19 protein-coding genes and 2 pseudogenes are annotated in these 26,305 nt (G+C 54.6%); 18 read left to right on the forward strand and 3 right to left on the reverse strand.

Annotation, left to right across the window (positions count from 1 at the left end; translation table 11 throughout):
* Positions 1-37: 37 nt before the first annotated feature.
* From J2Z18_RS22625 to J2Z18_RS22675, 11 genes and pseudogenes are all read left to right on the forward strand, one after another.
* Complete coding sequence (locus J2Z18_RS22625; RefSeq protein WP_007131235.1) at positions 38-1,879, forward strand: alpha-L-fucosidase; 1,842 nt, start codon at positions 38-40, stop codon at positions 1,877-1,879.
* Entirely contained in the window at positions 1,863-2,894 is a 1,032-nt protein-coding gene (locus J2Z18_RS22630; protein WP_007131236.1) for a glycoside hydrolase family protein, read from the forward strand. Before J2Z18_RS22625 ends, J2Z18_RS22630 begins: the two co-directional genes overlap by 17 nt.
* Positions 2,895-3,802: 908 nt before the next feature.
* On the forward strand, positions 3,803-5,386 hold the full coding sequence (locus tag J2Z18_RS22635; protein ID WP_028405413.1) for an extracellular solute-binding protein: 1,584 nt from the start codon (positions 3,803-3,805) through the stop codon (positions 5,384-5,386).
* Positions 5,387-5,629: 243 nt separating this feature from the next.
* On the forward strand, positions 5,630-6,655 hold the full coding sequence (locus J2Z18_RS22640; RefSeq protein ID WP_144878200.1) for a response regulator: 1,026 nt from the start codon (positions 5,630-5,632) through the stop codon (positions 6,653-6,655).
* On the forward strand, positions 6,652-8,514 hold the full coding sequence (locus J2Z18_RS22645; RefSeq protein WP_007131239.1) for a cache domain-containing sensor histidine kinase: 1,863 nt from the start codon (positions 6,652-6,654) through the stop codon (positions 8,512-8,514). The genes J2Z18_RS22640 and J2Z18_RS22645 overlap by 4 nt, the downstream gene beginning before the upstream one ends.
* 360 nt (positions 8,515-8,874) lie before the next feature.
* Positions 8,875-11,658 (forward strand): discoidin domain-containing protein, encoded by a 2,784-nt coding sequence (locus J2Z18_RS22650; protein WP_007131240.1) that lies wholly within the window; start codon positions 8,875-8,877, stop codon positions 11,656-11,658.
* A gap of 77 nt (positions 11,659-11,735) precedes the next feature.
* A complete protein-coding gene (locus J2Z18_RS22655) occupies positions 11,736-14,270 on the forward strand; it encodes a glycoside hydrolase family 95 protein (RefSeq protein WP_007131241.1) in 2,535 nt (844 codons plus the stop codon).
* 232 nt (positions 14,271-14,502) lie between these two features.
* The gene (locus J2Z18_RS22660) at positions 14,503-14,850 is read left to right on the forward strand and encodes a hypothetical protein (protein ID WP_007131242.1); all 348 of its coding nucleotides are present in this window, start codon (positions 14,503-14,505) and stop codon (positions 14,848-14,850) included.
* A gap of 298 nt (positions 14,851-15,148) precedes the next feature.
* Positions 15,149-16,120 carry a phosphotransferase enzyme family protein gene (locus J2Z18_RS22665; RefSeq protein WP_040739224.1) on the forward strand — a complete coding sequence of 324 codons (972 nt, stop codon included), beginning with the start codon at positions 15,149-15,151 and terminating at the stop codon, positions 16,118-16,120.
* Positions 16,121-16,407: 287 nt separating this feature from the next.
* On the forward strand, positions 16,408-17,157 hold the full coding sequence (locus tag J2Z18_RS22670) for a MerR family transcriptional regulator (RefSeq protein ID WP_007131244.1): 750 nt from the start codon (positions 16,408-16,410) through the stop codon (positions 17,155-17,157).
* 172 nt (positions 17,158-17,329) lie between these two features.
* Positions 17,330-17,641 (forward strand): annotated as a pseudogene (locus J2Z18_RS22675) (YbjQ family protein).
* A 313-nt stretch (positions 17,642-17,954) separates the two neighbouring features.
* Here the strand turns inward: J2Z18_RS22675 and pyk are convergent.
* On the reverse strand, positions 17,955-19,370 hold the full coding sequence (pyk, locus tag J2Z18_RS22680) for a pyruvate kinase (protein ID WP_210095388.1): 1,416 nt from the start codon (positions 19,368-19,370) through the stop codon (positions 17,955-17,957).
* A gap of 170 nt (positions 19,371-19,540) precedes the next feature.
* Between pyk and J2Z18_RS22685 the strand changes: the two genes are divergently transcribed.
* The 3 genes and pseudogenes from J2Z18_RS22685 to J2Z18_RS22695 all read left to right on the forward strand — a co-directional run.
* On the forward strand, positions 19,541-20,320 hold the full coding sequence (locus J2Z18_RS22685; protein ID WP_210095389.1) for a helix-turn-helix transcriptional regulator: 780 nt from the start codon (positions 19,541-19,543) through the stop codon (positions 20,318-20,320).
* Between the two features lie 238 nt (positions 20,321-20,558).
* The gene (locus J2Z18_RS22690) at positions 20,559-21,410 is read left to right on the forward strand and encodes a manganese catalase (protein ID WP_007131248.1); all 852 of its coding nucleotides are present in this window, start codon (positions 20,559-20,561) and stop codon (positions 21,408-21,410) included.
* A gap of 96 nt (positions 21,411-21,506) precedes the next feature.
* A pseudogene (locus tag J2Z18_RS22695) lies at positions 21,507-21,704 on the forward strand (KGG domain-containing protein); the annotation flags it as partial.
* A gap of 207 nt (positions 21,705-21,911) precedes the next feature.
* Here J2Z18_RS22695 and J2Z18_RS22700 read toward each other — a convergent pair.
* The gene (locus J2Z18_RS22700; protein ID WP_210095406.1) at positions 21,912-22,886 is read right to left on the reverse strand and encodes an aldo/keto reductase; all 975 of its coding nucleotides are present in this window, start codon (positions 22,884-22,886) and stop codon (positions 21,912-21,914) included.
* A 288-nt stretch (positions 22,887-23,174) separates the two neighbouring features.
* Here J2Z18_RS22700 and J2Z18_RS22705 point away from each other — a divergent pair, with 288 nt between their 5' ends.
* The 3 genes from J2Z18_RS22705 to J2Z18_RS22715 all read left to right on the forward strand — a co-directional run bounded on the left by J2Z18_RS22705 (position 23,175) and on the right by J2Z18_RS22715 (position 24,775).
* Positions 23,175-23,492 (forward strand): DUF2628 domain-containing protein, encoded by a 318-nt coding sequence (locus tag J2Z18_RS22705; RefSeq protein ID WP_210095407.1) that lies wholly within the window; start codon positions 23,175-23,177, stop codon positions 23,490-23,492.
* Between the two features lie 173 nt (positions 23,493-23,665).
* Entirely contained in the window at positions 23,666-24,136 is a 471-nt protein-coding gene (locus tag J2Z18_RS22710; RefSeq protein WP_245256138.1) for a DinB family protein, read from the forward strand.
* A 135-nt stretch (positions 24,137-24,271) separates the two neighbouring features.
* Positions 24,272-24,775 carry a CYTH domain-containing protein gene (locus tag J2Z18_RS22715; RefSeq protein ID WP_210095390.1) on the forward strand — a complete coding sequence of 168 codons (504 nt, stop codon included), beginning with the start codon at positions 24,272-24,274 and terminating at the stop codon, positions 24,773-24,775.
* Between the two features lie 185 nt (positions 24,776-24,960).
* Here J2Z18_RS22715 and J2Z18_RS22720 read toward each other — a convergent pair whose 3' ends face one another.
* Positions 24,961-25,404 (reverse strand): DUF5946 family protein, encoded by a 444-nt coding sequence (locus J2Z18_RS22720; RefSeq protein ID WP_210095391.1) that lies wholly within the window; start codon positions 25,402-25,404, stop codon positions 24,961-24,963.
* A gap of 205 nt (positions 25,405-25,609) precedes the next feature.
* On the opposite strand from J2Z18_RS22720, the gene J2Z18_RS22725 reads away from it, so the two are divergent.
* A complete protein-coding gene (locus J2Z18_RS22725; RefSeq protein WP_144872711.1) occupies positions 25,610-26,281 on the forward strand; it encodes a helix-turn-helix transcriptional regulator in 672 nt (223 codons plus the stop codon).
* Positions 26,282-26,305: the final 24 nt, after the last annotated feature.

Here is a 26,305-nt window from a genome sequence, read left to right on the forward strand (position 1 = left end):
CAAGAGCTGCTGATGAATCAGGGCAAGGAGGGCGAGCATGAAACGGGATGAATACATGGACGGTGCTGGACTAAAGACAGGGCCGATGGAGGCGCAGGGATGGAAGAGGGATGAGTTTGCGTCCGAATTCGACCGGCGCATAGCCTGGTGGAGAGCGGCCCGGTTTGGCATTTTCGTGCACTGGGGGCCTTATTCGATGCTGGGCGGCATGTGGAAGGGGAAGCGCGTAGAAGCGAATTATGCAGAGCATATCCAGCTGCGCGGGAAGATTCCCGTTGCCGAGTACGCCGAGGCTGCCGCAGGGATGAAGCCGGATGCCTTTGACGCATATGAATGGGTGTCACTGGCGAAGCGGGCCGGTGCCAAATATATGATTGTAACGGCAAAGCACCATGACGGATTCGCGATGTACGACTCCAAGGTCAGCGATTATTCCATCACTCGCCACGCTCATTTTCCGAGCGACCCCCTCAAAGCGCTGGCGGCGGCCTGCGAAGCAGAGGGGATTCGCCTTGGAATCTACTACTCCCACGCGATGGATTGGCATCATCCGGATTCGCAAGGCAATACGCTGGACTACCCGGACAATGTCGGCGCGTGGGACCTGCTGGAGGATTGGGTGGATGACGACGGCAAAAGAACCCGCTTCGAGCGCTATCTTCAGGAGAAGGCATTGCCCCAGGTCGAGGAGCTGTTGACCGGTTACGGCCCGATCGGCGTGATGTGGTTCGACTGCGGCCATAAGATCAGCGATGAGCACGCCGAATGGTTCCGTGACCGGGTGCGCAGGCTTCAGCCGGATTGCCTCATTAATAAGCGCCTTCGGGACGAGCGGTTTGCGGATTACGGCAATCCGCACGATAATCAGCTTCGATTCCGTCCGGTGCAGCCGGACTGGGAGTCGATCCACACCTTGAACGACTCCTGGGGCTTCCGCTATGACGATGATAATTGGAAGAGCCCGGATGAGCTGATCGAGCAGCTGCTCCGGGTCGTAAGCGCGGGCGGCAATCTCGTTCTGAACATTGGGCCGATGGGAAGCGGGGCGATTGATGATACGTCAAGGCGCCTGCTGGAGACGGTAGGGCGTTTCCTGGAGTACAGCGGCGAAGCGATTTACGGGACAGAGGAAAGTCCGATCGGCGTGCCGCAGTGGGGCTGGTGTACATGGAAGCCGGACGAGTCCGCGTTATATCTGTTTGTAAGAGATTGGCCTTCGGACGGGCGATTGATCCTGCCCGGTCTCGCGAGCCGGGTCCAGTATGCGCAGCCGGTAGGGGGCATCGGAGAGCATGAGCATCCCCGCAGCCTTGCCTTCCGGCAGCTTGGGCCTTGGGACGTGGAGATTGACGTTCGTTCGGTCCGGAAGCATCCGTATGCAACGGTGATCAAGGTCAAGATCCTGGGGGAGCTGAAGGCGGATCCGACCCCCAGATTCATTGCCGGAATGCCGAACACGTTCTGGGCATACGATGGACGGATTGAGGGAGGCGTTCATTACGATAACGGCAAACGCGGGCATGACGGCGTAACTGGCTGGGCTGATCCCGGTGCAGCTGTTCACTGGACATTTCGTTCGGAAGAAGAAAGACCTGTCCGATGTCGTCTTATGGTCACATTATCCGCCGATGCCGAGCAGGCGGGCGGCCGGTTCGAGGTGTCGCTTGATGAGCAGAAGGTGGAGGCAACGATAGAGGAGACGGGCGGCGACGGGAGCTGGGGAGAGCTCGAGACGGGCCCGCTTACGGTAAGCTCGCGGGGACTCCACCATCTTGAAATCCGGGGCTTATCACTAGCCGGAAACTCTTTAATGAAGTTGCGAAAAATAACCTTGCTGCCTATAGAAGAAGGAGGGAAAAGCCATGAGGCTGGTGTTTGATCCTGCACCGGCAGCCGGAGGCTTCCGCATGCCGGGCTATTGGGTCTGGTGCGGAAGCGTAATCGAGGGGGAGGACGGCCGATACCATATGTTCGCTTCGCGCTGGCCGAAATCGCTGCCCATGCATCCCGGGTGGCTTGCGGCCTCGGAGATCGTCCGGGCGGCTGCGGATCATCCGGCCGGCCCGTACCGATACGAGGAAACGGTGCTTGGCGCCAGATCCCCGGCCTATTGGGACGGATGCAGCGTGCATAATCCGCACATCGTGAAGGTGGACGGGATATATGTGCTCTATTATATGGGCACCACGTTCCCGTTCCCTCTGCCGGAGGACGGAAGGCAGCTGCGGCCGGATGATCCGCTTGCCGTTGCGGCAAGAGCGAATAAACGAATCGGCATCGCGACGGCGCCATCCGTTGGGGGGCCGTGGACCCGGCCGGACCGACCCGTTTTGACGCCGCGCCCGGACCGCTTCGACAGCTACCTGGTGTCCAATCCGGCTCCATGCATCCATCCGGACGGCCGGGTGCTGCTCATCTATAAATCCCGACCTTATGCCGGGCATTCTTACGGAAACATGCAGCTTGGGGTGGCCTGTGCAGGATCGGTGCACGGTCCTTACGTTCGCGGCGATGAGCCTCTATTTCCCCCGTCGGTTCATGTTGAGGATCCGTTTATATGGCGTACACCACGCGGATACGAGATGATTGCCAAGGATATGGACGGCTCGCTGTCCGGGGAGCGATATGGCGGCATCCACGCATGGTCCGCTTCCGGCGGCCGATGGCAGTTGACGACGACGCCCGGGGAGCCGGCGTACTCCCGCAGGGTACGCTGGGATGACGGCACCGAGCGGCTGATGGGCAATCTGGAGCGCCCGTTTCTGCTTATGGAGGGAGGGCGCCCTGCCTGGATGTTCGCGGCGACTTCGGATGGAAGCCGCGGATTTCATGACTGCACGGAGACCTGGAATATGGCGATTCCGATCCGGGAAATCCTTCATCCGGATGAATAGCGGCAGCATTACGCGCCGTTAGGCAGACGAGTCTCGCAAGAAGGATGCACCAGCGATGCTGATTACGCGTCGATCCCGGCTGATGGAACGAGCAAGCCGGTATTGCATCGCGCCTTGTCTCTCAGGCGTGCTCTCATTTTTCGCGGGATTCAAGCATGGCCGGCAAAAAGTCGACAGACTGATGTAGAGATGTTTATATCAATCGCTTTTTAAGCGTCCTTTTCCGTAATCCGCGGTTCTTCACCGTGGTTTGGGATTGGACGCTTTTTCACATATAGCGATAATAGCGAGCCTCTATGATGTAATCGGATGGAACGACGCCTCCGTTTGACGGTTGTTCCTGGTGAGAGCTTGTACGTAATGGCAGAGAAAACCGCGTGCAATCTGATAACACTGATAACAACCGCTTCGTACCTACAACGCCATTAAGCGTATTATGGGTTTGATGATCCGCACAGCTTTTGGTCACGACTGGGGCGTCGGCGTTAAGGGTTGTTCTGCGCGGTCGCGCATTGGAATTCGTACTCGTTCGCACTATACTATATCAATAACCTGAGGCTGTTTTTCGCTGCAGGTTCGCCTGCGGGAGATTGCCATGACCAACCAGATAGGGGGGATGGACACAATAATCGGCTCGATCAAGCCGGATCGTAAAAGAACACACAGGATCATAAAAAACGCCAATACGGAAATGAGGCGATTTAGGCTACCATGAAATTGATTTTACGTAAGCGCTTACCTTTGAGTGGCAGGGTGACTGATTGGGCATGGCTCGGCATGGATAAGCGACGGATAGGCATGGACAGATATGAATCATAAGGATCGAGATGGATCGATGGCATGTTGGAGCTTGTTTGATCTCCAAATGAAATGAACGGTTGATGATTTCGTGGAAAGGGGAGAGGTTGATGAAGAGAGGCTTTTCGGTTTTGCTCGTGAGCTGCCTGATCCTAACGCTGCTGGCAGGCTGCGGAGGAAAAGCGGGTGAGGGCGGACAAGCGGGAGCTCAGCCGGGAGCTAAGGATGGGGCGGCCGCATCCGAGAAACTGTCCTTCTCGATTTCATTCTCTACGGGCGGCAATATCTATATTGAATCCTCGCCGGATATCAATAACGACAAATGGGTGCTGAAGCTGGAGGAAATGACGAACACCGATCTGGATATCCGTTTGATGTCGCACAAGGAATTCGACCAGAAGATGAGCCTGATGTTTGCCGGCAACGATATCCCGGATGTTGTGGGAAATATGCGAGGCGGGCCTACGACGGCCTCCATGTCGGGCTCGGTGGAAGCCGGCGTATTCATGCCGCTTGATGATTTGCTCAAGGAGCATGCGCCGAATCTGATGAAAATGGTGACACCGGAGGCATGGGAGGAGGTGTCGTATAACGGCAGCATTTACGGCATTCCCTCCTGGCTGGAGAACCTGTCGCGCCGCGCTACATTTATCCGTACGGATCTGATGGAGAAGGCCGGCATCAAGGAAGCGCCGAAGACGGTCGAGGAGTACCTGGATATGCTGCGCGCGTTCAAGAAGCTGGGCGTTGAGCATCCGTATCAGTATCGCGAGAATTTCAAATATGCGGATACCTTCCTTGGCGCTTACGATGTGCTGCCGTTTCAATTCATGGAGCTGAACGGCGAGGTGGTGCCGAAGTTTTTCGATGTAGAGAATATGACCAAGGCGCTTCAAACGTACAAGACCATGTATGACGAAGGGCTGATCCCGAAGGACTTTGCCTCGCTCTCGCAGGTTGATTACAGGCGCAACATCAATTCAGGCAAGTCCGGCATGTGGGCTTCCAACGGCGAAGGGCTCATCGGCTTTCGCACGAAGCTGAAGGAAGTGGACCCTTCGATGAAAGTAGATATTTATCCGTCTCCAACCGGGCCGGACGGCAAAGGCGGCCTGGGCTTATACAGCTCGATCTCAACGACGTTTTACATCAACAGCAAGGTCGGCAAGGAAAAAGCGATCGAGATCATTAAGTTTCTGGACTGGATGCTGACAGAGGAAGCGGATATGTTCTTCTCGTTCGGGATCGAAGGCGAGAACTACACGACTGAGAACGGTAAAGTCAACTACACATGGCCGGTAAAGAAGGAGGAAGTGGATGAAGCCGGGTTCCGGGCCAACCAATTGTGGTTTGTGCATGAGCTGACCTACAACAAGAAGCAGACAGCCCTTACGGAAGACGGCCAGGACGTAGTGGCCGCATTCCGCGATGTGCTCAGCAACGAAGGGCGCGGCGGCATTACCTTTACGGCGAACCTGAACAGCTTCTCCAAGTTCCCGGACCTTGCCTCGACGGGAGATACGGGACCGAAATTCATTCTGGACAGCATGGTCAAAATGATCTACGGCAAGCAGCCGATCTCCGATTGGCCGAAGGTGCTGGAGGAATATCGGGCCAAAGGCGGGAACGAGATCATTAAGGAGGCAACGGAGCGCTGGAAGAACAAGGAGAATGTCGTGGATCGCACAAGATGACTCTACTGGCGCGCAGCCTCGGTACCCTGCAAAATAGCCGGCAGGACTTATCAAGCAAAGGCGAATTTTTCTATACAATAAAGCCGATATGTAAGCGTTTCACCTGATGTGGGCTGCGAAAAAAATAGGTATCCGCCGGTCAAGCCGCTTGTCGGCTGACCCAGGAGGGTACCTTCTCGTCCCGCCGGCGAGGTTGTTCATCGGAATCATTCGAATTCTTCTACATACAGGAGGCTGATAATAATGCGGTTGCTTATTGCTGATGATGAACCCGTCATTCGGAGAGGGCTGGTTAAAATGGCGGAATCTTACCGCCTGCGGTTTGACGCGATTGATACGGCCGTAAACGGCGAGCATGCTTTGTCGCGGATCAAGGAGGCCGAGCCGGACGTGCTCTTGACCGATATTCGGATGCCCAGAATGAACGGGCTGGAGCTGTGCCGGGAGCTTCATGAGCAGTACGGGCACATTCAGATCGTCGTCATCTCCGGGTATGGCGAATTTCAGTATGCCCAGCAGTGCTTGGCTTATGGCGTAAAGCATTATCTGCTGAAACCGGTGACGGGGGCGATGCTTCATCAGGCGTTCGATGCGATCATGAAGCATCGTCACAAAGGGATTGTGTCCCTTGCTTCCTATGTCGACTGGATCGAAAATATTGGACAGGAAATTTGGATGCTGCAGACGGAACGGCTGGATCAGCTGTTAAAAGAATGGAGAGAGCAGCTGCTGGCAGCCGGGCTCAGCGTCCAGCAGCTGCAGCAGCTGCTGGATGACGCGGTGGGCATGATCTACCGGCGCTTGGTGTCCAAGGGATACATGGAGCTGACGGCCATCAAGCCGCTGGGTCATGGGGCGGCTCCGGAGCCGCTGCTCCAAGCGTTTGAACTAAGGGTCAAGCAAATGACCGCGGATTTGATCACCCAGCGCTGGGGCAACTTCAAAAATCCGCTGGAGGAGGTGAAGTCCTACATCGATTCGCATCTGTCCGAGGAAATCACCTTGGAGGAAGTGGCTGAAATGGCGGGCTACACGCCCACGTATTTTAGCGCGATGTTCAAGAAGATGACGAACGAAACCTTTGTCCGGTACCGTATCCACAGACGGATGGAGCGGGCAAAGGAGCTGCTGGCGCTGCCGCATATGCGGATCATCGACGTCGCCGCGAATGTAGGCTATGAGGATTACCCCCATTTTACGAAGATGTTTAAGAAAGTGACGGGGCACACCCCGACGGAATACCGGTCCATGCTGGGGTTTAACGGATGAGCAGCAAGCTGTACCGCAAGCTGTTTCTGTACTGCGTGTCCATCATCGTACTGTCCTCACTTCTAATCGGCATTGTCACTTATTCCCGTTCATCGGCAGAACTGGACCAGCAGCTGGACCGGCATATGTCACAAACGGTACAGAATGCGCTGATTCATACGGATATGTACATTAAGTCGTATGACCGGACGATGATTACGCTGCTGACGAACCGGGAATTGAAAAAATTCGTGGATCTGCCGAATCCCGCCGACAACTACGAGTACTATCATATCAGCTCGACGATTAAGGAAATGGTCTTTCGCCCGCAGATGGATCGGGGGCCGGATTTGCTGACCATGTATATTCTCTCCAACGACGGCAATGCCGTCTACAGCTTCAGCTCCGACGTTGCGGAGCCGGTGTTCAGCGCGGAGGAGAAGTCGGCACAGCTTGCGGATCTGCGCAGGCTGACAAAGGATGAGAGCGGGCTGATGATCGATACCGCAAGCATCATTCCGGGAAGAGGCGGCAGCGTGGTTCGGATGACAAGACAGATCAAGGGCCTGTCCTCCATCGCGGAAAAGGGCGTGCTGGCCATGGAGGTACGGTCTCAAGAGCTCTCGACGCTTTGGCAAGGAATCGATCTTGGGGAGCAAGGATACTTCTACATCGCCGATGCCGACGGCCACGTGGTGTACCAGCCGGAGAGCCTGGTGGGCGACGCTTCATCACCTGCACAGGATCCGAAGCTGAGGGACCGGATTATGGATGCGGGCGAGGATTCCTTCCGGTACACGACGGCGGATGGCGAGGAGCGGGTATTCATGGCAAGAATGTCGCCTTATTCGGGCTGGCGTCTGGTCACCTCCATACCGCTGGAAGAGTGGCGCAAGCCCATCGCCAATATCCGCACCACCGTCTGGGGCATCGGCCTTGTCAGCCTGCTTGCAGCGTGCTTGCTCGCTTACCGGTTCGTGCGTTCCATCACCCAGCCGATCCAGACCATCATCCGGGGGATGCGGCAGACGGAGCAGGGCCGCTGGACGCCGCTTGAGCTTCCCGAGCGGGACGATGAATTGACCGAGATGATGCAGCGTTACAATTTGATGGTAACCCGTCTGTCGGAGCTCATCGAGCGGGTGTACGAAAGCGAGCTGCAGCAGCAGAAGATCATTATCGCCAGGCAGCGTGCGGAATTCCAGGCTCTTCAGCTGCAGATCAATCCGCATTTTATGTATAACACGCTGGAGACGATCGTCTGTTACGCAGAGGTCAGAGGCTCGTCCGAAATTACGGAAATGGTATCCTCTCTTGCTTATATGATGCGTTACTCCCTCCTTACGTCTCTGGAGGAGATTACAGTGGCTAATGAGCTGAACCATGTGCTGAGCTACATGACCATCATGAAGCATCGGCATGAACTGGAATTTGACCTGCGGGTGGAGGTGCCGCCTGAGCTGCTGCTATTCAGCATGGTTCGCTTGACGCTGCAGCCGTTGATCGAAAATGCGTTTCAGCACGCGTTTCCGGACGGCATCGACGAGTCGAGCTGGATCACGATTTCAGCAGGCCTGAGCGATGACATCTTCTGGGTCAGCGTGACGGATAACGGCGCAGGTCTGTCCGCTGAGAGGCAGCGTGAAATATTAGACCGGTTCTCCCATGCTCATGAGTGGGACGCTGCGACGGCAGAATCCTCGTCAGCTGCAAGCGGAGACGCGTGGGGCATCGGAGGGATTGGAGGCATCGGGCTGCTCAATGTGCACCGCAGGATCCAGCTTGTGTTCGGTGAACGCTATGGTCTTAGGCTGAGCTCGGAAGGCGGGGGGATGGGCACCACCGTCAAGATGATGATGCCAAGTCCGCAGTCTGCTTAAAGCCGGCTTCTCCTAGGAATCGAAAACAGGTGCGATCACCCATACCTCAACTTCTCTTGCCTTAAGGCTTCCCTCGGTTTCAAGCCGCTTAATCATGGTCGCACAGCTTCCTGCAGCCTCATGCAGCCTCATTGTAACGGATGTAACGCCAACGGCACATGCGGCTCCGTTCGTTTGCGATTGTGTTTTCTTAGGAGAGCATATTTCTTAAAAAAACACCCTGTCTCCGCAAGTTACGGCATGGCGTAACGGGCCGGGCAGCCCTACGATGGAATCATAATCCGCTAAGTGGAGGAAGGAGGAGCGCGTCAATCACGGATCGATCGTCAATCACGACATTAGACGAAGGATGGGGGATGAATGATGAAAAAGGCACGAAAGCGCGATGGATGGGAAAACCGCAGGATTGCCGTCCTGCTGCTGGGCGTTCTGCTGCTCTCCTTGGGAAATTTGCCGGTAAAAGGGGACGCGGCCTTGACTGCCGGCGGCGCTCCCGTGAATCTTGCGCTCGACAAGCCGGCCATGGCCAGCTCTGCCGTAAGCGGGCGGGAAGCCGGAAAAGCCGTTGACGGCAGCAGGGATACCTATTGGCAGCCGGCAAGCACGGATCGCGAAGATATGAGCGTGCATATCCAGGTCGAGCTTGGAAGCGGACAGCCGTTGAACCAGGTCATACTTGATTTGAACCGGGGGGATAACCTGAAGGCTGTGGAAATCGATTACTCGCTGGAAGGGGAGTCATGGAGCCGCGCGTTCACAAAGACCGAGGGCATTCGGGCGGACGGTCAGGAGCGTATTTCATTTGATGCCGTAACGGCCTCTCAAGTCCGTATCACGCTGCAGCTGTCGCGGAACCTGAACGTGCAGCTGAAGGAGATGGAGATTTATATGCAGGACGGCAGCTCGGAGATTCCGGTCGATGTAACGGAGCTTGCCTTCGTGAAGGGGGACGGGACTCCATTTGGCAACAATGACGAGCTAAGCTTGGAGATTGGCGGTACCACTCCTCTCGAGGTCCGAGGAAGAGGGGCGAACGGGGAGTGGGCGGCGCTGCCTCCTCACCAAATCCGGTATCTAGCGGATGGAGCCAGCTCGACGGTTACGCCAGACGGGACTGTGACCGGCCGCAAAGTCGGCGCGACCCGGATCTACGCCGAAGCCAGCGTGGGCGGCAAGACGGTCCGTTCGCCGGATTTATGGTTCGTCGTGAAGGATGAGCACGAATTCGAAGATGCGAAATATGTTGCCTTCACTTCCTTTCGTCATCCGGCATTGACGCAGAGAATCGGCGAGGCGGCGATTCTGGAGGAGACCAAGACCTTGCCGGTCGTCATGATTGCACCGAATCTAAGCGGAAGCGTCTCCACGAGATGGCTGAGGGACGGCCAATCGAGAGGAAATCTCGGGACGAAAACGCTAATCGCTGGCGAGGATGCCTCCATACAGCTTCCAGGCGGTATGAAAGTGCCGGGAACCTATGAGATCCAAATGACGTTCCATATGTCGGACGGCGGGACGTACTACGACAGCCTGTATTATACCGTCATGCCCAAGAACGGGGTGCCTGACGGGCAGAGCCGGATCGCCTACGTCGGCAAAAACGGACGGATGGTTTACGTTCCCGACTATAAAGGCAATCGGATCATCGACTTCTCTCATGTCGGATACCAAGGGGGCGGCGTAAGGCTGCCGGATGTTCAGGCGGAGGTTGCCGTGGAGCCGACCGGCGGGGACGATACGGCGATGCTGCAGGCGGCGATTGATGAAGTGTCCCGGCTCCCGCGGGATGCGGACGGGTTCCGGGGAGCCGTGCTGCTAAGAAGCGGAACGTATTTCGTCGGCGGAACCCTGCGCATTCAGGCAAGCGGCGTCGTGCTCCGGGGCGAAGGCAAGGACGACAATGGGACGATCATCCGCGGCACGGGGACAGCTGCCCGAAACCTGATCGAGGTCGGCGGTACGGCCGGTCCGTCGATCGTGGAGGGGACGGAGACGGACATCCAGGACTTGTATGTTCCGGCGGGCTCCCGAACGTTTCATGTTCAGGATGCTTCGGGCTATAAGGCGGGGGATTCCGTTATCGTCAGACGGATCGGCAGCGAGCGCTGGATTCATGAAATCGGCATGGATCATATCTTTATGAGGCCGCTCACCGGCGGAACGAAGCAATGGACGCCCTTTAACCTTGATTTTGACCGGGTGATCACCGCAATTGACGGCAACCGGATTACGGTTGACGCACCGCTGGCCAACGCCATCGAGCGTCAGTGGGGCGGCGGCAAGCTCTTCAAAGCGACGGACGAGGAGCGGATCGAACAGGTCGGCATCGAGAACATGCGGGCCGTATCCGATTTTGACCCGAGCAAGACGGACACGAAGATGGATAATGACGTTCTGGATACGCCGTATTATTCGGATGAAGACCACGCCGAGCGCTTTATCATGATGAACAGCGTGAAGAATGCCTGGGTTCGCGAGGTGGAAGGATACCACTTCTCTTATGCCTTGGTGCAGGTCGGCCGGCAGGCCAAATGGGTAACGGTGCAGGACAGCGAAATGTACGACATGGTGAGCATCATCACCGGGGGAAGACGCTACAGCCTCTTCATTCAGGGGCAGTTAAACCTAGTCCAGCGAAACTATACCGAAACCTCCCGGCATGCTTACGTCATTGAGAGCCGCGTACAGGGACCCAACGTAATGTACGATAACAGGGCGACCCGGGAGTACAATACGAGCGAGCCTCATCACCGCTGGTCGACGGGCGGTCTGTACGACAATGTCAGCGCACGGATCAGCGTTCGCGACCGGGCTTGGCTCGGCAGCGGACACGGGTGGGCAGGCGCCAATTACGTCATGTGGAATACCGAGGGCGGGCTCGTCGCTCAGAAGCCGCCGACTGCTCAGAATTACGCAATCGGGCATGTTCCGACGGAGGACGGCTTGAACGTCAGGCCGCTCGTGCCGAACGACTACGACCCGCGTCCGCGGGAGGACGGTTATTGGGAGTCGACGGGTCGGCATGTTGCGCCGCAAAGCTTGTTTATCCAGCAGCTGAAGGATCGTCTCGGCCAGGAAGCGGTGGATCATCTCGCCCGTACGCCGGTGGGAGGCGGTGCTTTGGATGTACCGGAATTACCTTGATCTGATATAGGGGAAGAGGGGATGTTCAGCGATGTCTGGAGTCCCCTTTTCCATAGGAATGGGAGGCATGAATACGTATGGGCAACCAGGGCTCGAACATGGACGGGAGGCAGCGATTCGATGCAGAGGTTAAAGCAAGGATCATGGGGACTGACGAGGCGTCATTATCAGGAGCCGTTGAGCGGCCTCTGCGGTTATGGTATACCTCGCCTGCGGCGGAATGGAATGAGGCGCTGCCGATCGGCAATGGACGGCTCGGAGGGATGGTGTTTGGCAGAACCGGCCTTGAGCGGGTGCAATTGAACGAGGATTCGCTATGGTACGGCGGACCGGGAAGGGGGGGCAACCCGAATGCTATCCCGTATTTGGGCGACATCCGGCAATTGCTTCAGGATGGCCGTCAAGCGGAGGCCGAGCATCTGGCCCGGATGGCAATGACCTCTTCGCCGAAATATGAGCAGCCCTATCAGCCGCTGGGCGATCTGCTGCTGAAATTCCTGAACGCCGAAGCACCGGCGACGCACTATGAGCGGGAATTGGACTTGCAGCGTTCCATGGCGGCCGTGACCTACACATCGGGGGGAATCACTTACCGCAGGCAGTACTTTGCAAGCGCGCCGGACGGTGTGCTGGTCATCCGTCTGACGGCAGACCGCCCCGGCAGTTTGACCTTTGCCGCAAACCTGATGCGCCGTCCTTTCGACTGCGGCACCCGATCGATCGGGAATGACACCCTGACTATGAAAGGGGAGGCCGGGGCGGACGGCGTCTCCTTCTGCGCTTCTTTGCGCGGAGCCGCTGAAGGGGGGAATATCCGCATCATCGGCGATTTCATGTCCGTTGAAGGTGCGGATGCCGTAACGCTGCTGTTATCCGCTCAGACGACGTTCCGGTGCCGGAAACCGGAAGAGATGTGCCTGCAGCAGCTGGACCATGCGTCTTCGATCCCCTATGAGCGGTTGTTCAGCCGCCACGTGGAGGAATACAGGGAGAAGTTCGGCAGGTTTTCGCTGAAGCTGGAGGTGGACGCCGGCGCGCGGGATTATGCTTCCCTCCCTACCGATCAGCGGCTGAACCTTTTGAAGGAGCGGGTCAGGGTCAGTAACTCGGGGGCGAATCCGGAAGGAAACTCAGGCGCAGATCCGGAGGGTAACTCTGGGGCGTATCCGGATGATGACCCTGGACTAATTGAATTATATGTGCAGTACGGCCGGTATTTACTGCTGTCCAGTTCCCGGCCGGGGTCCCTGGCAGCCAATCTCCAAGGGATATGGAACGACAGCTTTACGCCGCCGTGGGAGTCCAAGTACACGATTAACGCGAACATCCAGATGAACTACTGGCCCGCGGAGCTTCTTGGATTGCCGGAGTGCCATGAGCCGCTGTTCGATCTGATTCACCGAATGCTGCCGAACGGCCGGAAGACGGCCGGGGAGATGTACGGCTGCCGCGGCTTTGCGGCCCATCATAATACGAATGTATGGGGGGAGACCAGACCCGAGGGGATCTTGATGACCTGCACCGTGTGGCCGATGGGAGCCGCATGGCTGTGCTTGCACCTGTGGGAGCATGTCCGCTTCGGAGGAGATGCCGATTTTCTCCGCGACCGGGCATACCCCGTCATGAAGGAAGCGGCCATCTTTCTGCTGGACTATATGACGATAGACGGGGAGGGCAGGCGGATTACCGGGCCCTCCGTATCTCCGGAGAACCGCTTCGTGCTTCCGGATGGTGCCGTGGGCAGTCTCTGCATGGGCCCATCCATGGACTCGCAGATTGCCCATGCTTTATTGCAAGCCTGTCTGGAGGCCGGGCGGCTGCTTGGGGAGGACACCCGCTTTCTTGACGAGCTTGAAGCAGCGATCCGTAACATCCCGGCTCCGCAAATCGGAAGGCACGGAGGCATCATGGAGTGGCTCGAGGATTATGAAGAGGCGGACCCGGGCCATCGCCATATCTCTCAATTGTTCGCCTTATATCCGGGGGAGCAGATCGACCCGTTTCATACGCCGGAGCTGGCCGAAGCCGCCAAGAGGACGCTTGAGCGGCGGCTTGCGCATGGAGGAGGACATACCGGCTGGAGCCGGGCTTGGATCATTAATTATTATGCGCGGCTATTGAACGGAACGGAAGCGTACGGGCATTTGCTTCAATTGCTTGCCTCTTCGACATTCCCGAATATGCTCGATTGCCATCCGCCTTTTCAAATCGACGGAAATTTTGGGGGAATTGCAGGCGTTGGCGAGATGCTGCTGCAGTCGCATGCAGGCGAGCTGAGGCTGCTGCCGGCGCTCCCGTCTGGATGGAGCAGCGGCGATGTGAAAGGGCTGCGCGCCCGGGGAGGCTGGGTCGTGGATATACGATGGGAGGATGGGGAGTTATCCGAAGCGAAGGTGTATGCATCGAGAGCAGGCCGGTGCACGGTGTGGTCCTCCACGCCCCTTGTTCCCGTTCCCGTGGAAGCGTCGAGCACGAACGAGGAGGATCGCCACGATAACTCTTCTGGCGGCCATCGTCTGTCGTTTCTTATGAAGGAAGGGGAGTCGTATATTCTGAGGAGGGACTTCGGAAAGCCCGGCGGTGATCCATCCATGCAAACCGTCCCGATATGAAAGGATGGCGCCAGCGCAAGCAGCAACCAGTAACTATGAATCCAGGCAGGGCAGAGGGGCCAAGCTTCTCTGCTTGTCTACTGCTCGGCGTCTTCTCTATTAGAAACGGCCTATTTAAAAACTCACAGGACAAGTCTCGCCAAGCGGTGGGATTTACGCGTTTTTGCTTGATTTTATCCTAATTGTGCCGCCCATCTGCATACATATGTTGTGTAGAGGAGCGTGAGATGCGATGGATGTGAAGTTGCGAAGATACTATCAACTCAAGCAAAAGCAAAAAGAGCTGGAGCAGGAATTATCGGAGCTGCGCGGGCAAATCATTGAGCATTGCCAGCAGCAGGGGGTCCAGGAGCTGGAGGCGGGGACGTATCGGGCTAAGCTGGTCCTTCAAGACCGGAAGGAGTTCGATGAGCAGAAGCTGTACGAAGCGCTGCCGGATCCGGATGTATGGCGGCTGCTCTCCAAGCCGGATGCGTCCAAGATTGCCGGGCTTATCAAATTGAACGTGATTTCCGAAGACGCCATCAAGGATACCTATGCGGCAAAGCGCATTACGATACTGCAAGTGGAAAAAAAATGAGGAAGGAACAATAAGCATGCACGGAGCCCCGCGATGTCGCGGGGTTATTGCATGTCTGGATACAAGCTTCGAGTAAAAATCGCCTATACCCATTCTCCCCCATCCGCGGCGGCTGCCGCTCCTGTACAATGACATCAAGGAAGGGACGTATGAACGTCCGGGCCTTGAAGGAGCCATGGAAAGGGGTGACGTTGTTGAATACGCATTTCATTCACAATCGGATACAGGAGAGAGGGCTCGGGATTTAGGGATATACGCTCGGTCCTCTCGCGCTGTCATGGGAGGAACGCTTGAGAAGATGATGAGGTTAACGACAATGGTTCGAGGTCTGGCCGGCGATACGGTGGCCCGCGAAATGGCGAAGCGATGGGAGCATGACGAAGGGACGATGAAGCTCTGGAGAGCAAGCACCAATTTCGTGTATGTGCTTGACCGTCAGGGCGTCCGGTATTTTCTGCGTTTTAGTTCGGATGAGGATCGTAGCATGGAACAGCTGACCGCCGAGCTGGATTATATGCGGTTTTTGGCCGAGCGGGGGTACCCGTGCGTACTTCCTGTGCCATCATCCGGCGGAAATATCGTCGAAACGGTACGGACCTCGGAAGGCACATACTACGGTGTCGTATTTAGCGCGGCCATCGGTGCCGTGCTGAACAACGAGACTGTGTCGAAGCGGCAGTGCCGGGATTGGGGGAGGGCGCTTGCACGGCTTCACAGGTTATCTTGTGAATACGAGCCGGGGCTATACCGGCGGAGAGGTCCGGAGCAGATCCTGCAGTGGATCGACGGGGTGCTGAAGCGGCATCCCGAAGAACGGGAGGCGAGGGAAGAGCTGTACCGCATCTGTCTATGGCTGCAGTTCATGCCTGCGTCCAGACAGAGCTTCGGTTTGATCCACTATGATTTCCAACTGGATAACGTATTCTATCAAGCGGATCAGCGCTCGTTTCAAGTTATCGATTTTGACGACTCGATGTATCATTGGTTTGCGATGGATATCGCATCAACGCTGGCGGATACGGAGTGCCGGATCCAGCGGGAGGCATTTCTTGAAGGCTATCGCTCCATCCGGAGCTTGGAGCCGGAAACCGAAGAGGAGCTTCCGAGGTTTCGGCGGTTCGGACGCCTGTATAGCTTCGCCAGAATCCTCCGCGCCTTGGAGCATAGCGATCTCGTTCTTGACGACGCGCCCCCTTGGTATAAGGGGCTTCGGGATAAACTGATTGCCTATTGCGACGACGATCGCGGAAGCTTCAGTGAACCATGGTAAATTGCAGCTCTGTTTCGCTGTGCTTCTCCCGGAGTGCGGTGTAATGCTGACTGTAGCACGATGATCAGCGTCAACTTCGGATTACAATCATGGGGAAGTGAAGGGCGCAACGCAGCGATTATTAGCAAGAGGATAGCCGAGACTTGTTACAGACAGGTCTTGGCTTTGTTCGTTAATAAGGAATCATACATATTAACCGTCTCGTTTCATATTGCTGGAATCCAAATAACGTTTGACTCTCCTCTTGGAGGAGGCTTTAGACTGATAGCTGAAAGGAGGTTAACCGCATGCTGTACACGGTAAAGGAAGTGTCGACATTGTCGGGCGTGACCGTCAAGGCACTGCATCATTACCATAAGATAGGCCTTCTTATGCCCGCCGAAATCAGCGACGCTGGCTACCGATTGTACGGGAAGCGCGAGCTGGAACGACTGCAGGAAATTTTATTCTACCGGGAGCTCGACATTCCGCTGGATAAAATCAAAGAGCTGCTGGACGGCTCGCAGAACCGTCGGACCATCCTGTCGGAGCAGGAAGAGCTGCTTGCAGCTCGCCTGGACCGCCTGGACACGATACTGGACACGCTCAGAAAATCAATGAAAGAACTGGAGGGAGGACAACCGATGAAACCAGAGGAAATGTTTAAAGGCTTTGATAGCGATGAAGCCTGGAAGGAAGCGTTAAAGGAACAGAATGATTACTTGAAGGACGCCTATGACGTTGATTTGCTTCAGGATGAGCAGATCCATGCAGCGGATCTGAACGAGCAAGCGGCTGAGGCCTCCGCATTCATGGCGGCGATGGCCGAGTCGTTAACATCCGGGGTCAAGCATAACGATGAACGCGTACAGCGCCTGATCGGCAAGCATTTGGCATTCTTGAACGCCCATGGCCATTCGATAACGCCGGCGGATTTTGCGGCGCAGACGAAGTTTTTCCTGCAGGATGACTTCCATCTCCGGATGCTGGAGGAGCAGCAGACCGGTCTTGCGTATTATCTTCATGCAGCCGGGGAGCAATACGCAGCCCTTGCCTAATCGAAGCGGCAGAGATAGCAGAATAGACGAAAAAGCGAAACAAACAAGCGGCAGGAATGCCGTTTGTTTGTTTATTCCAGGATGTTAGGTAGACGCGGAAGAGGGAATCACCGCAACCGATCCCTTTTTCCAGCGTAATAAGAGGAAACCAATACGAAAGAAGGAATATTCCATGTTAATTTCAACAACATCCACCCTTGAAGGTTACCCGGTTCAACGTTATATCGGCGTCGTGACAGGCGAAGTGATTATGGGCGCTAATGTGGTGAGGGATTTTCTGGCCTCGATCACCGACATTGTCGGAGGGCGTTCGGGCGCATATGAGAACAAGCTGCAGGAAGCAAGGGACGCAGCCATTGCCGAAATGAAACAGCAAGCCGATCATATGTGAGCCAATGCGATTTTAGCCGTCGACATTGATTATGAGGTCATTCGCGAAGGCATGCTGATGGTCGCCGTCAGCGGAACGGCCGTAGTTGTCTAGCAGAGAAGATCCCGGGGCGGTTATATAACGATAGCTTAGCTCGTTCCCGAGCTGTCTGCGGACAGCCAGCGGTTCGATTTCATTTTGTTCGGGGGCGGCTGCTAGGACAATCGGTGCATCTTTAATATGAAAGGGTTAGGCAGAGGGCTCGAAGCCCGATCTGCCTAACCCTTTTTTATCGTAATCGGTCCTAATCCGACGTTTATCCTGCCCCCATATAGAGCGTTATATCATTTGCGCTTTATTGCTCTAGGTCGTTATTGCTCTGAGTAGCAATTGGCACGGCTGAAACATGGGGAGGTCTTAAAAAATATTAAACTTGCAGTACCTTTATCAGATTCGTGTTGCCGGATTGGCCGATCGGCACGCCGGCGGATAATACAATAATATCGCCTTTTTCAATGTAGCCTGTCTTAATGGCATTCCGGGTTGCGGATTCAAACATTTCGTCCGTTGTCGTAACCTTGTCGCCTTTTACCGGAATGACGCCGGAGAGCAGGCAGATTTTCGCCAGCACTTCCTCATGCTGCGTGACGGCGATAATCGGCGCCTTCGGCCGGTACTTCGAAATCATCCGCGCGGTAAATCCGCTCTCGGTCGCCGTAATAATGGCTTTCGCATTCAAGACAAGGGAAGAGCTGACCGCTCCCTGGCTGATGACTTCCGTAATGTTAGCCACTTGTTGTCTGGATTTGAAGGCGAATTGATCTTTGTAATCGATCATCGTCTCGGCGCGGCGGGCGACGGCCGCCATGGTGCGCACGGATTCCACCGGGTATTTGCCCGCGGCGGATTCCCCGGACAGCATGACAACGTCTGCGCCTTGAATGACCGCGTTAGCCACGTCACTTACCTCGGAGCGGGTTGGGCGGGGATTGACCTGCATGGATTCGAGCATGTGCGTGGCCACGATAACCGGTTTGCCGGCGAGGTTGCATTTATCGATCATTTCTTTTTGCATCATAGGCACTTCTTCGACTGGCACTTCGACGCCAAGGTCTCCCCGGGCAACCATGATGCCGTCCGATGCTTCAATGATGTCATCCAGGTTCTGCATGCCCTCTTCGTTCTCGATCTTGGCGATGATCTGCACATGGTCCGCGCCGCGTTCTTTGAGGATGCGGCGAATCTCGCGAATGTTATCGCCATGGCGCACGAAAGAGGCGGCAATGATCTCAATCCCGTTCTCCAGTCCGAAGCCGATATGCTTCACGTCCCGCTCGGTGACCCCGGGAAGCGTCGTTTTTATTCCCGGCAGATTGACGCCTTTACGCGGTTTGAGCACGCCGCCGCTAATGATTTTGCAATGGATGTCGTGCCCGTCGATATGCAGAACGTTCAGGTCCACGAGGCCATCATCGATGAGTATGCGGTCTCCCGGCTTGACCACTTGATGAAGCTCTGGATAGTTGACCGAGATGCGGCGGGCGTCGCCTAGAATTTCCTCCGTCGTCAGGATGAGCTCCTGACCCGGCTCCAGCAGGCAGGAAGGCTCTTTCAGCTTGCCGATCCGCACTTCCGGTCCTTTAATGTCCATCATGATAGGCACATACTTGTTTAACTCGGACGCGGCCTGACGAACATTCCGGATCCGGGTCACGTGATCTTCCGGCTCCCCGTGGGCCATATTCAAACGGGCAACGGTCATTCCCTCTTGAATCATATTCTTCAACACCTCAATGGAATCGCACGCAGGTCCCATCGTACAAATGATTTTTGTTTTGAGCATGATTATTGGATCCTCCTTTGTATTCGTACTATTTTGTACCCTTCAGTCTGTTTCCGTTATACAAGTTCAATTCAAACTTTCCTAATGATGACATTGTAGCCTGTCTTGTCGAATCATGATAGGAACTATAGTACAATGATTAGACTATAGTATCGTGAAAGAGGTGGGTTATGGTCACTCCGATAGATGTAAGGCAAATTAACGGCGTCGATTGGTATGAAGAAGCAGACCCGGCGAAGAGAGCATGGCGGTTAAGCCTTGTGACATATGGAACATGCGTGTATTGGCTGAATGGGGATAAGCAGATCATGAAGAAGGGCGAGCTTCTGGTTATTCCGGCGGGCGTTCCGTTTTATGCCAAAAGCATCCCGACCGTAACGCATACGCAAATCGTCGTTGAATGGACGGAAGACGTCTCCCGGGCTTTACCCGTGCTCGGACGGGAAGACGTTTTGAAGCATAAACCGGGCTGTTATGAATTGCTCCTGGAACGTATGAAAGGGATCCATCAGCAGTGGCAGGAGCGCCCATCGTATTATGCCATGATGATAGAAGCATTATTGACAGAAGTATTGATTTATATCAGCCGCGAGCTGGACAGGGGGGCCATTCCGTCCGAAAAGCACTTGCATGCGGAACGGATGAAGTCATATATCGAGCGGCATTACCGTGAGAAAATAACGAAAGAGGAGCTGGGTGATGCCATTGGCAAAACCCCCAATTACGCGGCGGCGCTCTTTAAGAGCGTAACGGGGCAGACGATCAGCCAGTACGTTCACGCTCAGCGGATGAAACGGGCAGCCTATTTGTTAACCGAATCGCAGCTGACGGTACAGGAGATTGCCGTATTTTTAGGATATCAGGACCTCTCCTATTTCTATCGAACCTATAAGCGTGTCATGGGCACCGCTCCGTCGGATTTATTGCATGAGCGTCCACGGACGATATAGGCATTCTTGGGGAAGGACGATGCTTGGCGGATTAGCAGTCCGGTTGGAGGGGGACCGTATAAATTGACGAAAATATTGGTTTACGCTTTTAGCCGCGCGGGTCGCGGCTTTAATTATTATGAACGGAACATTGAAGCTTACGCGGACTTCATGATGCACAATTGTTTAATATCGATGGGTCCGGGTAAGAAATAATCGTTCGATCCATATCAATCCAACCCTGAAGGAGGACGACTTGATGTTTATTCACATGAAAGAACTTCAATACCGCGCAAAACCGGAAAGACCGGATCCGGTATTTGCCCGGAAGCTTCAGGAAGTGCTGGGTGGACAGTATGGCGAGATGTCCGTCATGATGCAGTACCTGTTCCAAGGCTTCAACTGTCGTGCGGAGCAAAAATATCGGGACATGCTGCTTGATATCGGGACAGAGGAGATCGCGCATGTCGAAATGCTGAGCACGATGATCGCTCAGCTGCTGGACGGTGCACCGGCGGATCAAGTCGACGAAGCGGCCAAGGATCCGGCTATTGCCGCCGCGCTCGGCGGTATGAATCCGCAGCATGCGATCGTGTCAGGGCTTGGCGCAATGCCGACGGACAGCAACGGCTATCCGTGGAACAGCAAGTATATTATCGCGAGCGGCAATCTGCTGGCCGATTTCCGGGCGAACCTGAATGCGGAATCCCAAGGGCTGCTTCAGGTCGTGCGACTGTACGAACAGACGACCGATCCTGGCGTCCGGGATATGCTGTCGTTCATGATTGCGCGTGATATTATGCACCAGAATCAATGGCTGGCAGCCATCGAGGAGATCGAAGCGATTGACGGTCCGATCGCACCGGCGTCGTTCCCTCGGGAGCGTGCGGTTACGGAGGCAACCCGGCAATTCATGAATTTCTCCGTAGGCGAGGAGAGCAGCATGGGACGCTGGGCGAACGGGCCGATGCCGGACGGTACGGGCAACTTCGAGTATGTGGCCAACCCTACGGCTTACGGGGAAGCGCCCGTTCTGAAGCCGGCTGCCAAGCACCAGCATTCGACGCCCGGAACCGGGCCATACGTCGTGAACGAAACCGTGAAGAATTAAATAATCGTACGAAGGATATCGAATGTTTCACCCCAGTGGGAATGGTTAAATATGAGACATAGCAGTAATCAATAAAACGACTAGGAGTGATGAAACATGGCTAACAACGATAACAAAATGAGCAGAGAAGAAGCAGGACGCAAAGGCGGAGAAGCAACGGCCAGAAATCACGACAAGGAGTTTTATCAGGAGATCGGCCGCAAGGGCGGCGAGGCCACGTCTAAATCGCATGATAAGGAATTCTATGAGGAAATCGGCCGTAAGGGCGGAGAGTCCCGCGGCAATAATAACGACTGAGGATTTCCTGCTGCGCTAAAGAAGCGTGGAATCAGGAAATGTTGAAGCCACAAGCAGCAGATGAAACCAATACAGCATAAATAAACAGCGGCCGTTCCCGATACGGGGACGGTCGCTGTTCTACGTTTCTTGCATATTTTGCACCGGGTGTGCTTTTGGTCGCAAGCGAGCCACGATGAATTCATGGCTTCTAAGAGCCTTTGCTCAATCGAGGCGATATGTCGCAAACGGATTGCCATGAACAAACGGTTCGCTGATTTCATCCAGGCTGCGCGCAAGCGAATCGTCCATCTTAATGTCCAGGCTCTTCAAATTATCATCAAGCTGCTCGGTCTTCGTTGCGCCGACAATGACGGTGGAAACCGCAGGACGATGGATCAGCCATGCCAGGGACAAAGCGCTTGGAGAGTGCCCATGCTCGGCAGCCAGCTGGGAGACCTGAGTGCCGAGCTTGAGATTGTGATCCTCAAGGAAACGCTGGAAGTTCGGGTCCGTATCCGCCCGGGAACCGGACGGCACCCGGTTGTCCTGATTATATTTCCCCGTAAGAATCCCCCCTGCCAGCGGAAAATACGGGATAATGCCGACGCCTTGATCCAAGCACAGCGGCACAAGCTCCCGTTCAGGCGTGCGGTCGGCCAGCGAATAGCTTACTTGCGTGGATACATACCGGGCATACCCCTTGAGCTCGCTGATGCCGAGGGCCTTCATGATCTCCCATGCCGCGTAATTGGAGGCGCCGATGTAGCGGACCTTGCCCGCAGAGACCATGTCGTCCAGGGCGCGCAGCGTTTCGTCCAGCGGCGTGTGAGGATCGAAGGTGTGGATCTGATAAAGATCGACATAATCGGTCTGGAGCCGCTTTAAGCTGTTGTCCAGCTCCTGCTGGAGATGATAGCGGGAGGAGCCGCGTTCGTTCGGGCCCGTCCCCTTTATCAACCCCGCTTTGGTGGCCAGCACGACATGTTGCCGCTTCCCGGCGAGCGCTTGTCCGATAATTCGCTCCGATTCGGTACCCGCGTAGATGTTGGCTGTATCGATAAAGTTAATGCCGTGATCGAGAGCATGTTCGATAATGCGGATCGAGGTCTTCTCATCGGCTCGTTTGCCGAACGCATTGGTGCCGAGGCCAAGCTCCGACACCTTAAGCCCGCTGCTGCCAAGACGACGGTAGTTCATCATGATCGACTCCTTTTATGTACGTAAATTGTATAGTTTTTCTTTAGTATAAACAGTTTGGCCGAACGGGTTCAAATCATCGGGAGGGCCATGGGACTGAGGGGTTACCCAAAAAACATTCTTTTTTAGCGGCATAGGAAAAAATATAGATTAACTTCCATGTCATGAAATGGTAATATAGTCATAGGATAAAAGAAGTGGTTTTGTCTATCGGATTCCTACCTAAGAACTGCACGAGAATATGAGAGACTGCTGCTTTTTTCACTATGAATCATGGGACGTGAAATGGTGAAGATTTATTTAAAGAATGATGCGGGGGTCACCAAACGAGTGAAGCTGGGGTTTAGCTGGACAACCCTTTTCTTCGCGTTTCTTCCGGCTTTATTCCGCGGGGATTTGAAATGGGCAGTTATTATGTTTATTATTTCTGCAGTTTTTGGTTCATTTACGCTCGGGCTCGGGGCATGGATTAGCGGAATCGTATTTTCCTTCGTCTACAACAAGATTTATATCAAGGAGCTGTTGGAAAAAGGTTACCGCCCTGCTGATGATTCAGCCCGTACCGCTTTGGAACGCACCCAAATCATCGCAAGAACGGCGGCGTAGTTACAGTAGAGCAATAAAGCTTGTATTTCCCCTCAAGAAAGAAGGGATACAAGCTTTTTATTTTCGATATCGACCGACTGAAATGTATCTCCCCTCACGGGAACACGCCTATTCTTGCGAACTCTATGGAATTTCGATAGGATAGTTACATACGATTAGAAAGGAGATATCAGATGATGAATGAAGCATTGCTGAATCAACTGGATTTTGCCAGAGCATCGACCCTTGCAGCGGCGAAGGATGTAACGGAGCAGGAGGCCGACATCGTGCCGGAAGGATTCGCGAACAGCATTCGCTGGAATCTGGGGCATATCTACACCGTTCATGAACAGTTTGCCTTTGCGACGGCAGGCGAGAAGCCGCATTTGCCGGAGGGATTCGAGGCTTGGTTTGCAACGGGGACCAAACCGGCCGATTGGACCTCCAAGGCCCCTGCACTCTCTGAACTGATTGAGCTTCTGGAAGGCCAAATCAAGCGGATTCGGGATACCTTCCAAGGCCGCATGGACCAATCCTCGGCGCATCCGGTCACCATTGGACCGCTCACGCTTCAAACGGTTGGCGAGTTTCTTTCGTTCAGCTTGTTTCATGAAGGGATACACACCCAGACCATTAAAGCCTATAAGAAGCTGATTCGAAAATAAGTTATACCGAGAGCGATAGTAGGGCTGCCTGACCGCAGTTGCCAACTATCGTTTTTTTATTTGTAGCTTGCCCCTTTCGTCTTTATAATTGAGAAACGATAGCAAGGGTTTAACGAGTGGAGGCGAATAGGAGTTATGGCGGTTGAAATCGAACGGAAATACCTGCTGGGCGAATACCCTGCAGCTCTTATCGAGAATGGGGCGCTTATCGTCGAGAAGGAGCAGCAAATCGAGCAGACGTATTTGGCGTTGGACGGCGATCAAGAGCTGCGCGTGCGCAAAATCATCGACATGAGGACCGGGGCGGTGGAGTTCACCCATACCTTTAAGAAGGGTTGGGGGCTGGCCAGGGAAGAGGTTGAGTATTCCATTTCGGAAGGGCTGTATGAACAGGTGGTGACGGCGCACGGGGCGATCCCGCTTACCAAGAGGAGAGTCACTGCCCGTTGGGGAGAGCGCATCGTTGAAATCGATGACTACAACCAAATCGAGCTGCTGGTGCTGGAAGTGGAGTTTCCTTCGCTCGAAGACGCTGAAGCGTTCGTGCCGCCGGCATGGTTTGGCAGGGATATCAGCATGGAGAAGCAGTATAGCAATAAAAAGGTGTGGCGGGATCTGCAGGCACGCTCTGAAGCTTGATACCGGCACAGTCGATGCGGGCCGTTGAAGCGGAGGACCGCTGCGCTTCTCGCTTGGCATTTTTCAGTCGGCGCCCGACGAGGCTCTTTCAACAGGTCAGCTATGACCGGTGTGAAAGGGCCTTTTTTTGCGTTTGGCTGATGCAAAGGAGTGTCGTTTCGTTCAGGGGGAATTCGTGCAATCGATTAGAGTTCACTTCGTATGGCGTCACGCCACTTCTTGATGTTGTCGATCGCCATCGCTTCCCCGCCGATGTAAACATCATTGATCGTACGCGTCCAGCTTCTCTGGCTGCGGGATCTCTCATTACTTGGGAGGGGATTCGCTATTTTGCCTACGGTTTGAATCCGTTCGCGGTTTTCCCGTAATATCGTTGCCGCATCCCAATTGTTGTCATAAGCATCTCGAAATAAGTCGACTAACTGGTCGTACCCTGCATCGGTATAATTGGAAGGGTGCTGGATCATATAACAGGAGACAAGCCAGAAATGAAGGGCGTATAATTCCGGATCCTGATGCTCCCAAGCGAGAGGAAAGCCGAATTGTTCATAACAAGAGTACCGATCAAGCTCCATTGCCCCGCATTCCATACACCGTCCGTTCTTCATGATGGTTGAATGGTCAACCATGACGTTCCCCTCCCATAACTGTTTTCATGAATATGTATGAATAGGATAAACGATGACGTAACGTTAATGTCCAGAGCGAGAATTGATTTTAAAATAAAAGTTGTAAACGTTTCATTTGTATAATATAATATTATCATGATAAATAATTATTATTTATGCAGTTATGACATTATACAATTACACTCAACAGAAAGGAGAACGTTCCATGAATGAGACCCGGCAGCTGCTCGAAAGCTATTTTCCGATTGCTTCGTTCATCGCGGCAATTATCGGGCCGAAATGCGAGGTGGTCGTGCACGACATCAGTGATCCGGAACGCTCCATCATTTTTATCGAGAACGGGCATATTAGCGGACGCAAGGTCGGTGATGCTTCAACCGACCTCGTATTGAAGATTCTGAAGGCGGAGGCATACCGCGAAGAGCAATTCATTGCAAACTATAAAGCCTCCGGTCCGAGAGGGCAGACTTTCAGGTCGGCAACGTATTTTATTAAAGACCGAAACGGCGGGCTGGTGGGCCTCATGTGTCTAAATATTGATGTTACGCATATGGATGTTGCGGCCGAATGGATCAACAGTATACTGCAAGGCGCTTCACTGACGCCGCCGACATCGATCGATGCTCCGAAAGAAGAGAAGCCGTCAACGGAATACCTGCAAGGAAACGTCGACGATTTGCTTCAGCACATCATCCAGTCTGTTCTTAGCAAAATCAGCATGCCGGCTGATCGGCTATCATCCCAAGAGAAGATCGATATCGTGAAAGAATTGAATGAACAGGGCGTATTTTTGCTAAAAGGCGGAGTATCCAAAGTCGCCGCAGCCTTATCCATATCCGAGCCTACCGTGTACCGATATCTGCAGAAGCTGAAATAACCGGCTTTAGTCCATCAATCATCA

Source organism: Paenibacillus lactis, assembly GCF_017873605.1.
GTDB classification, from domain to species: Bacteria; Bacillota; Bacilli; order Paenibacillales; family Paenibacillaceae; genus Paenibacillus_AQ; species Paenibacillus_AQ lactis.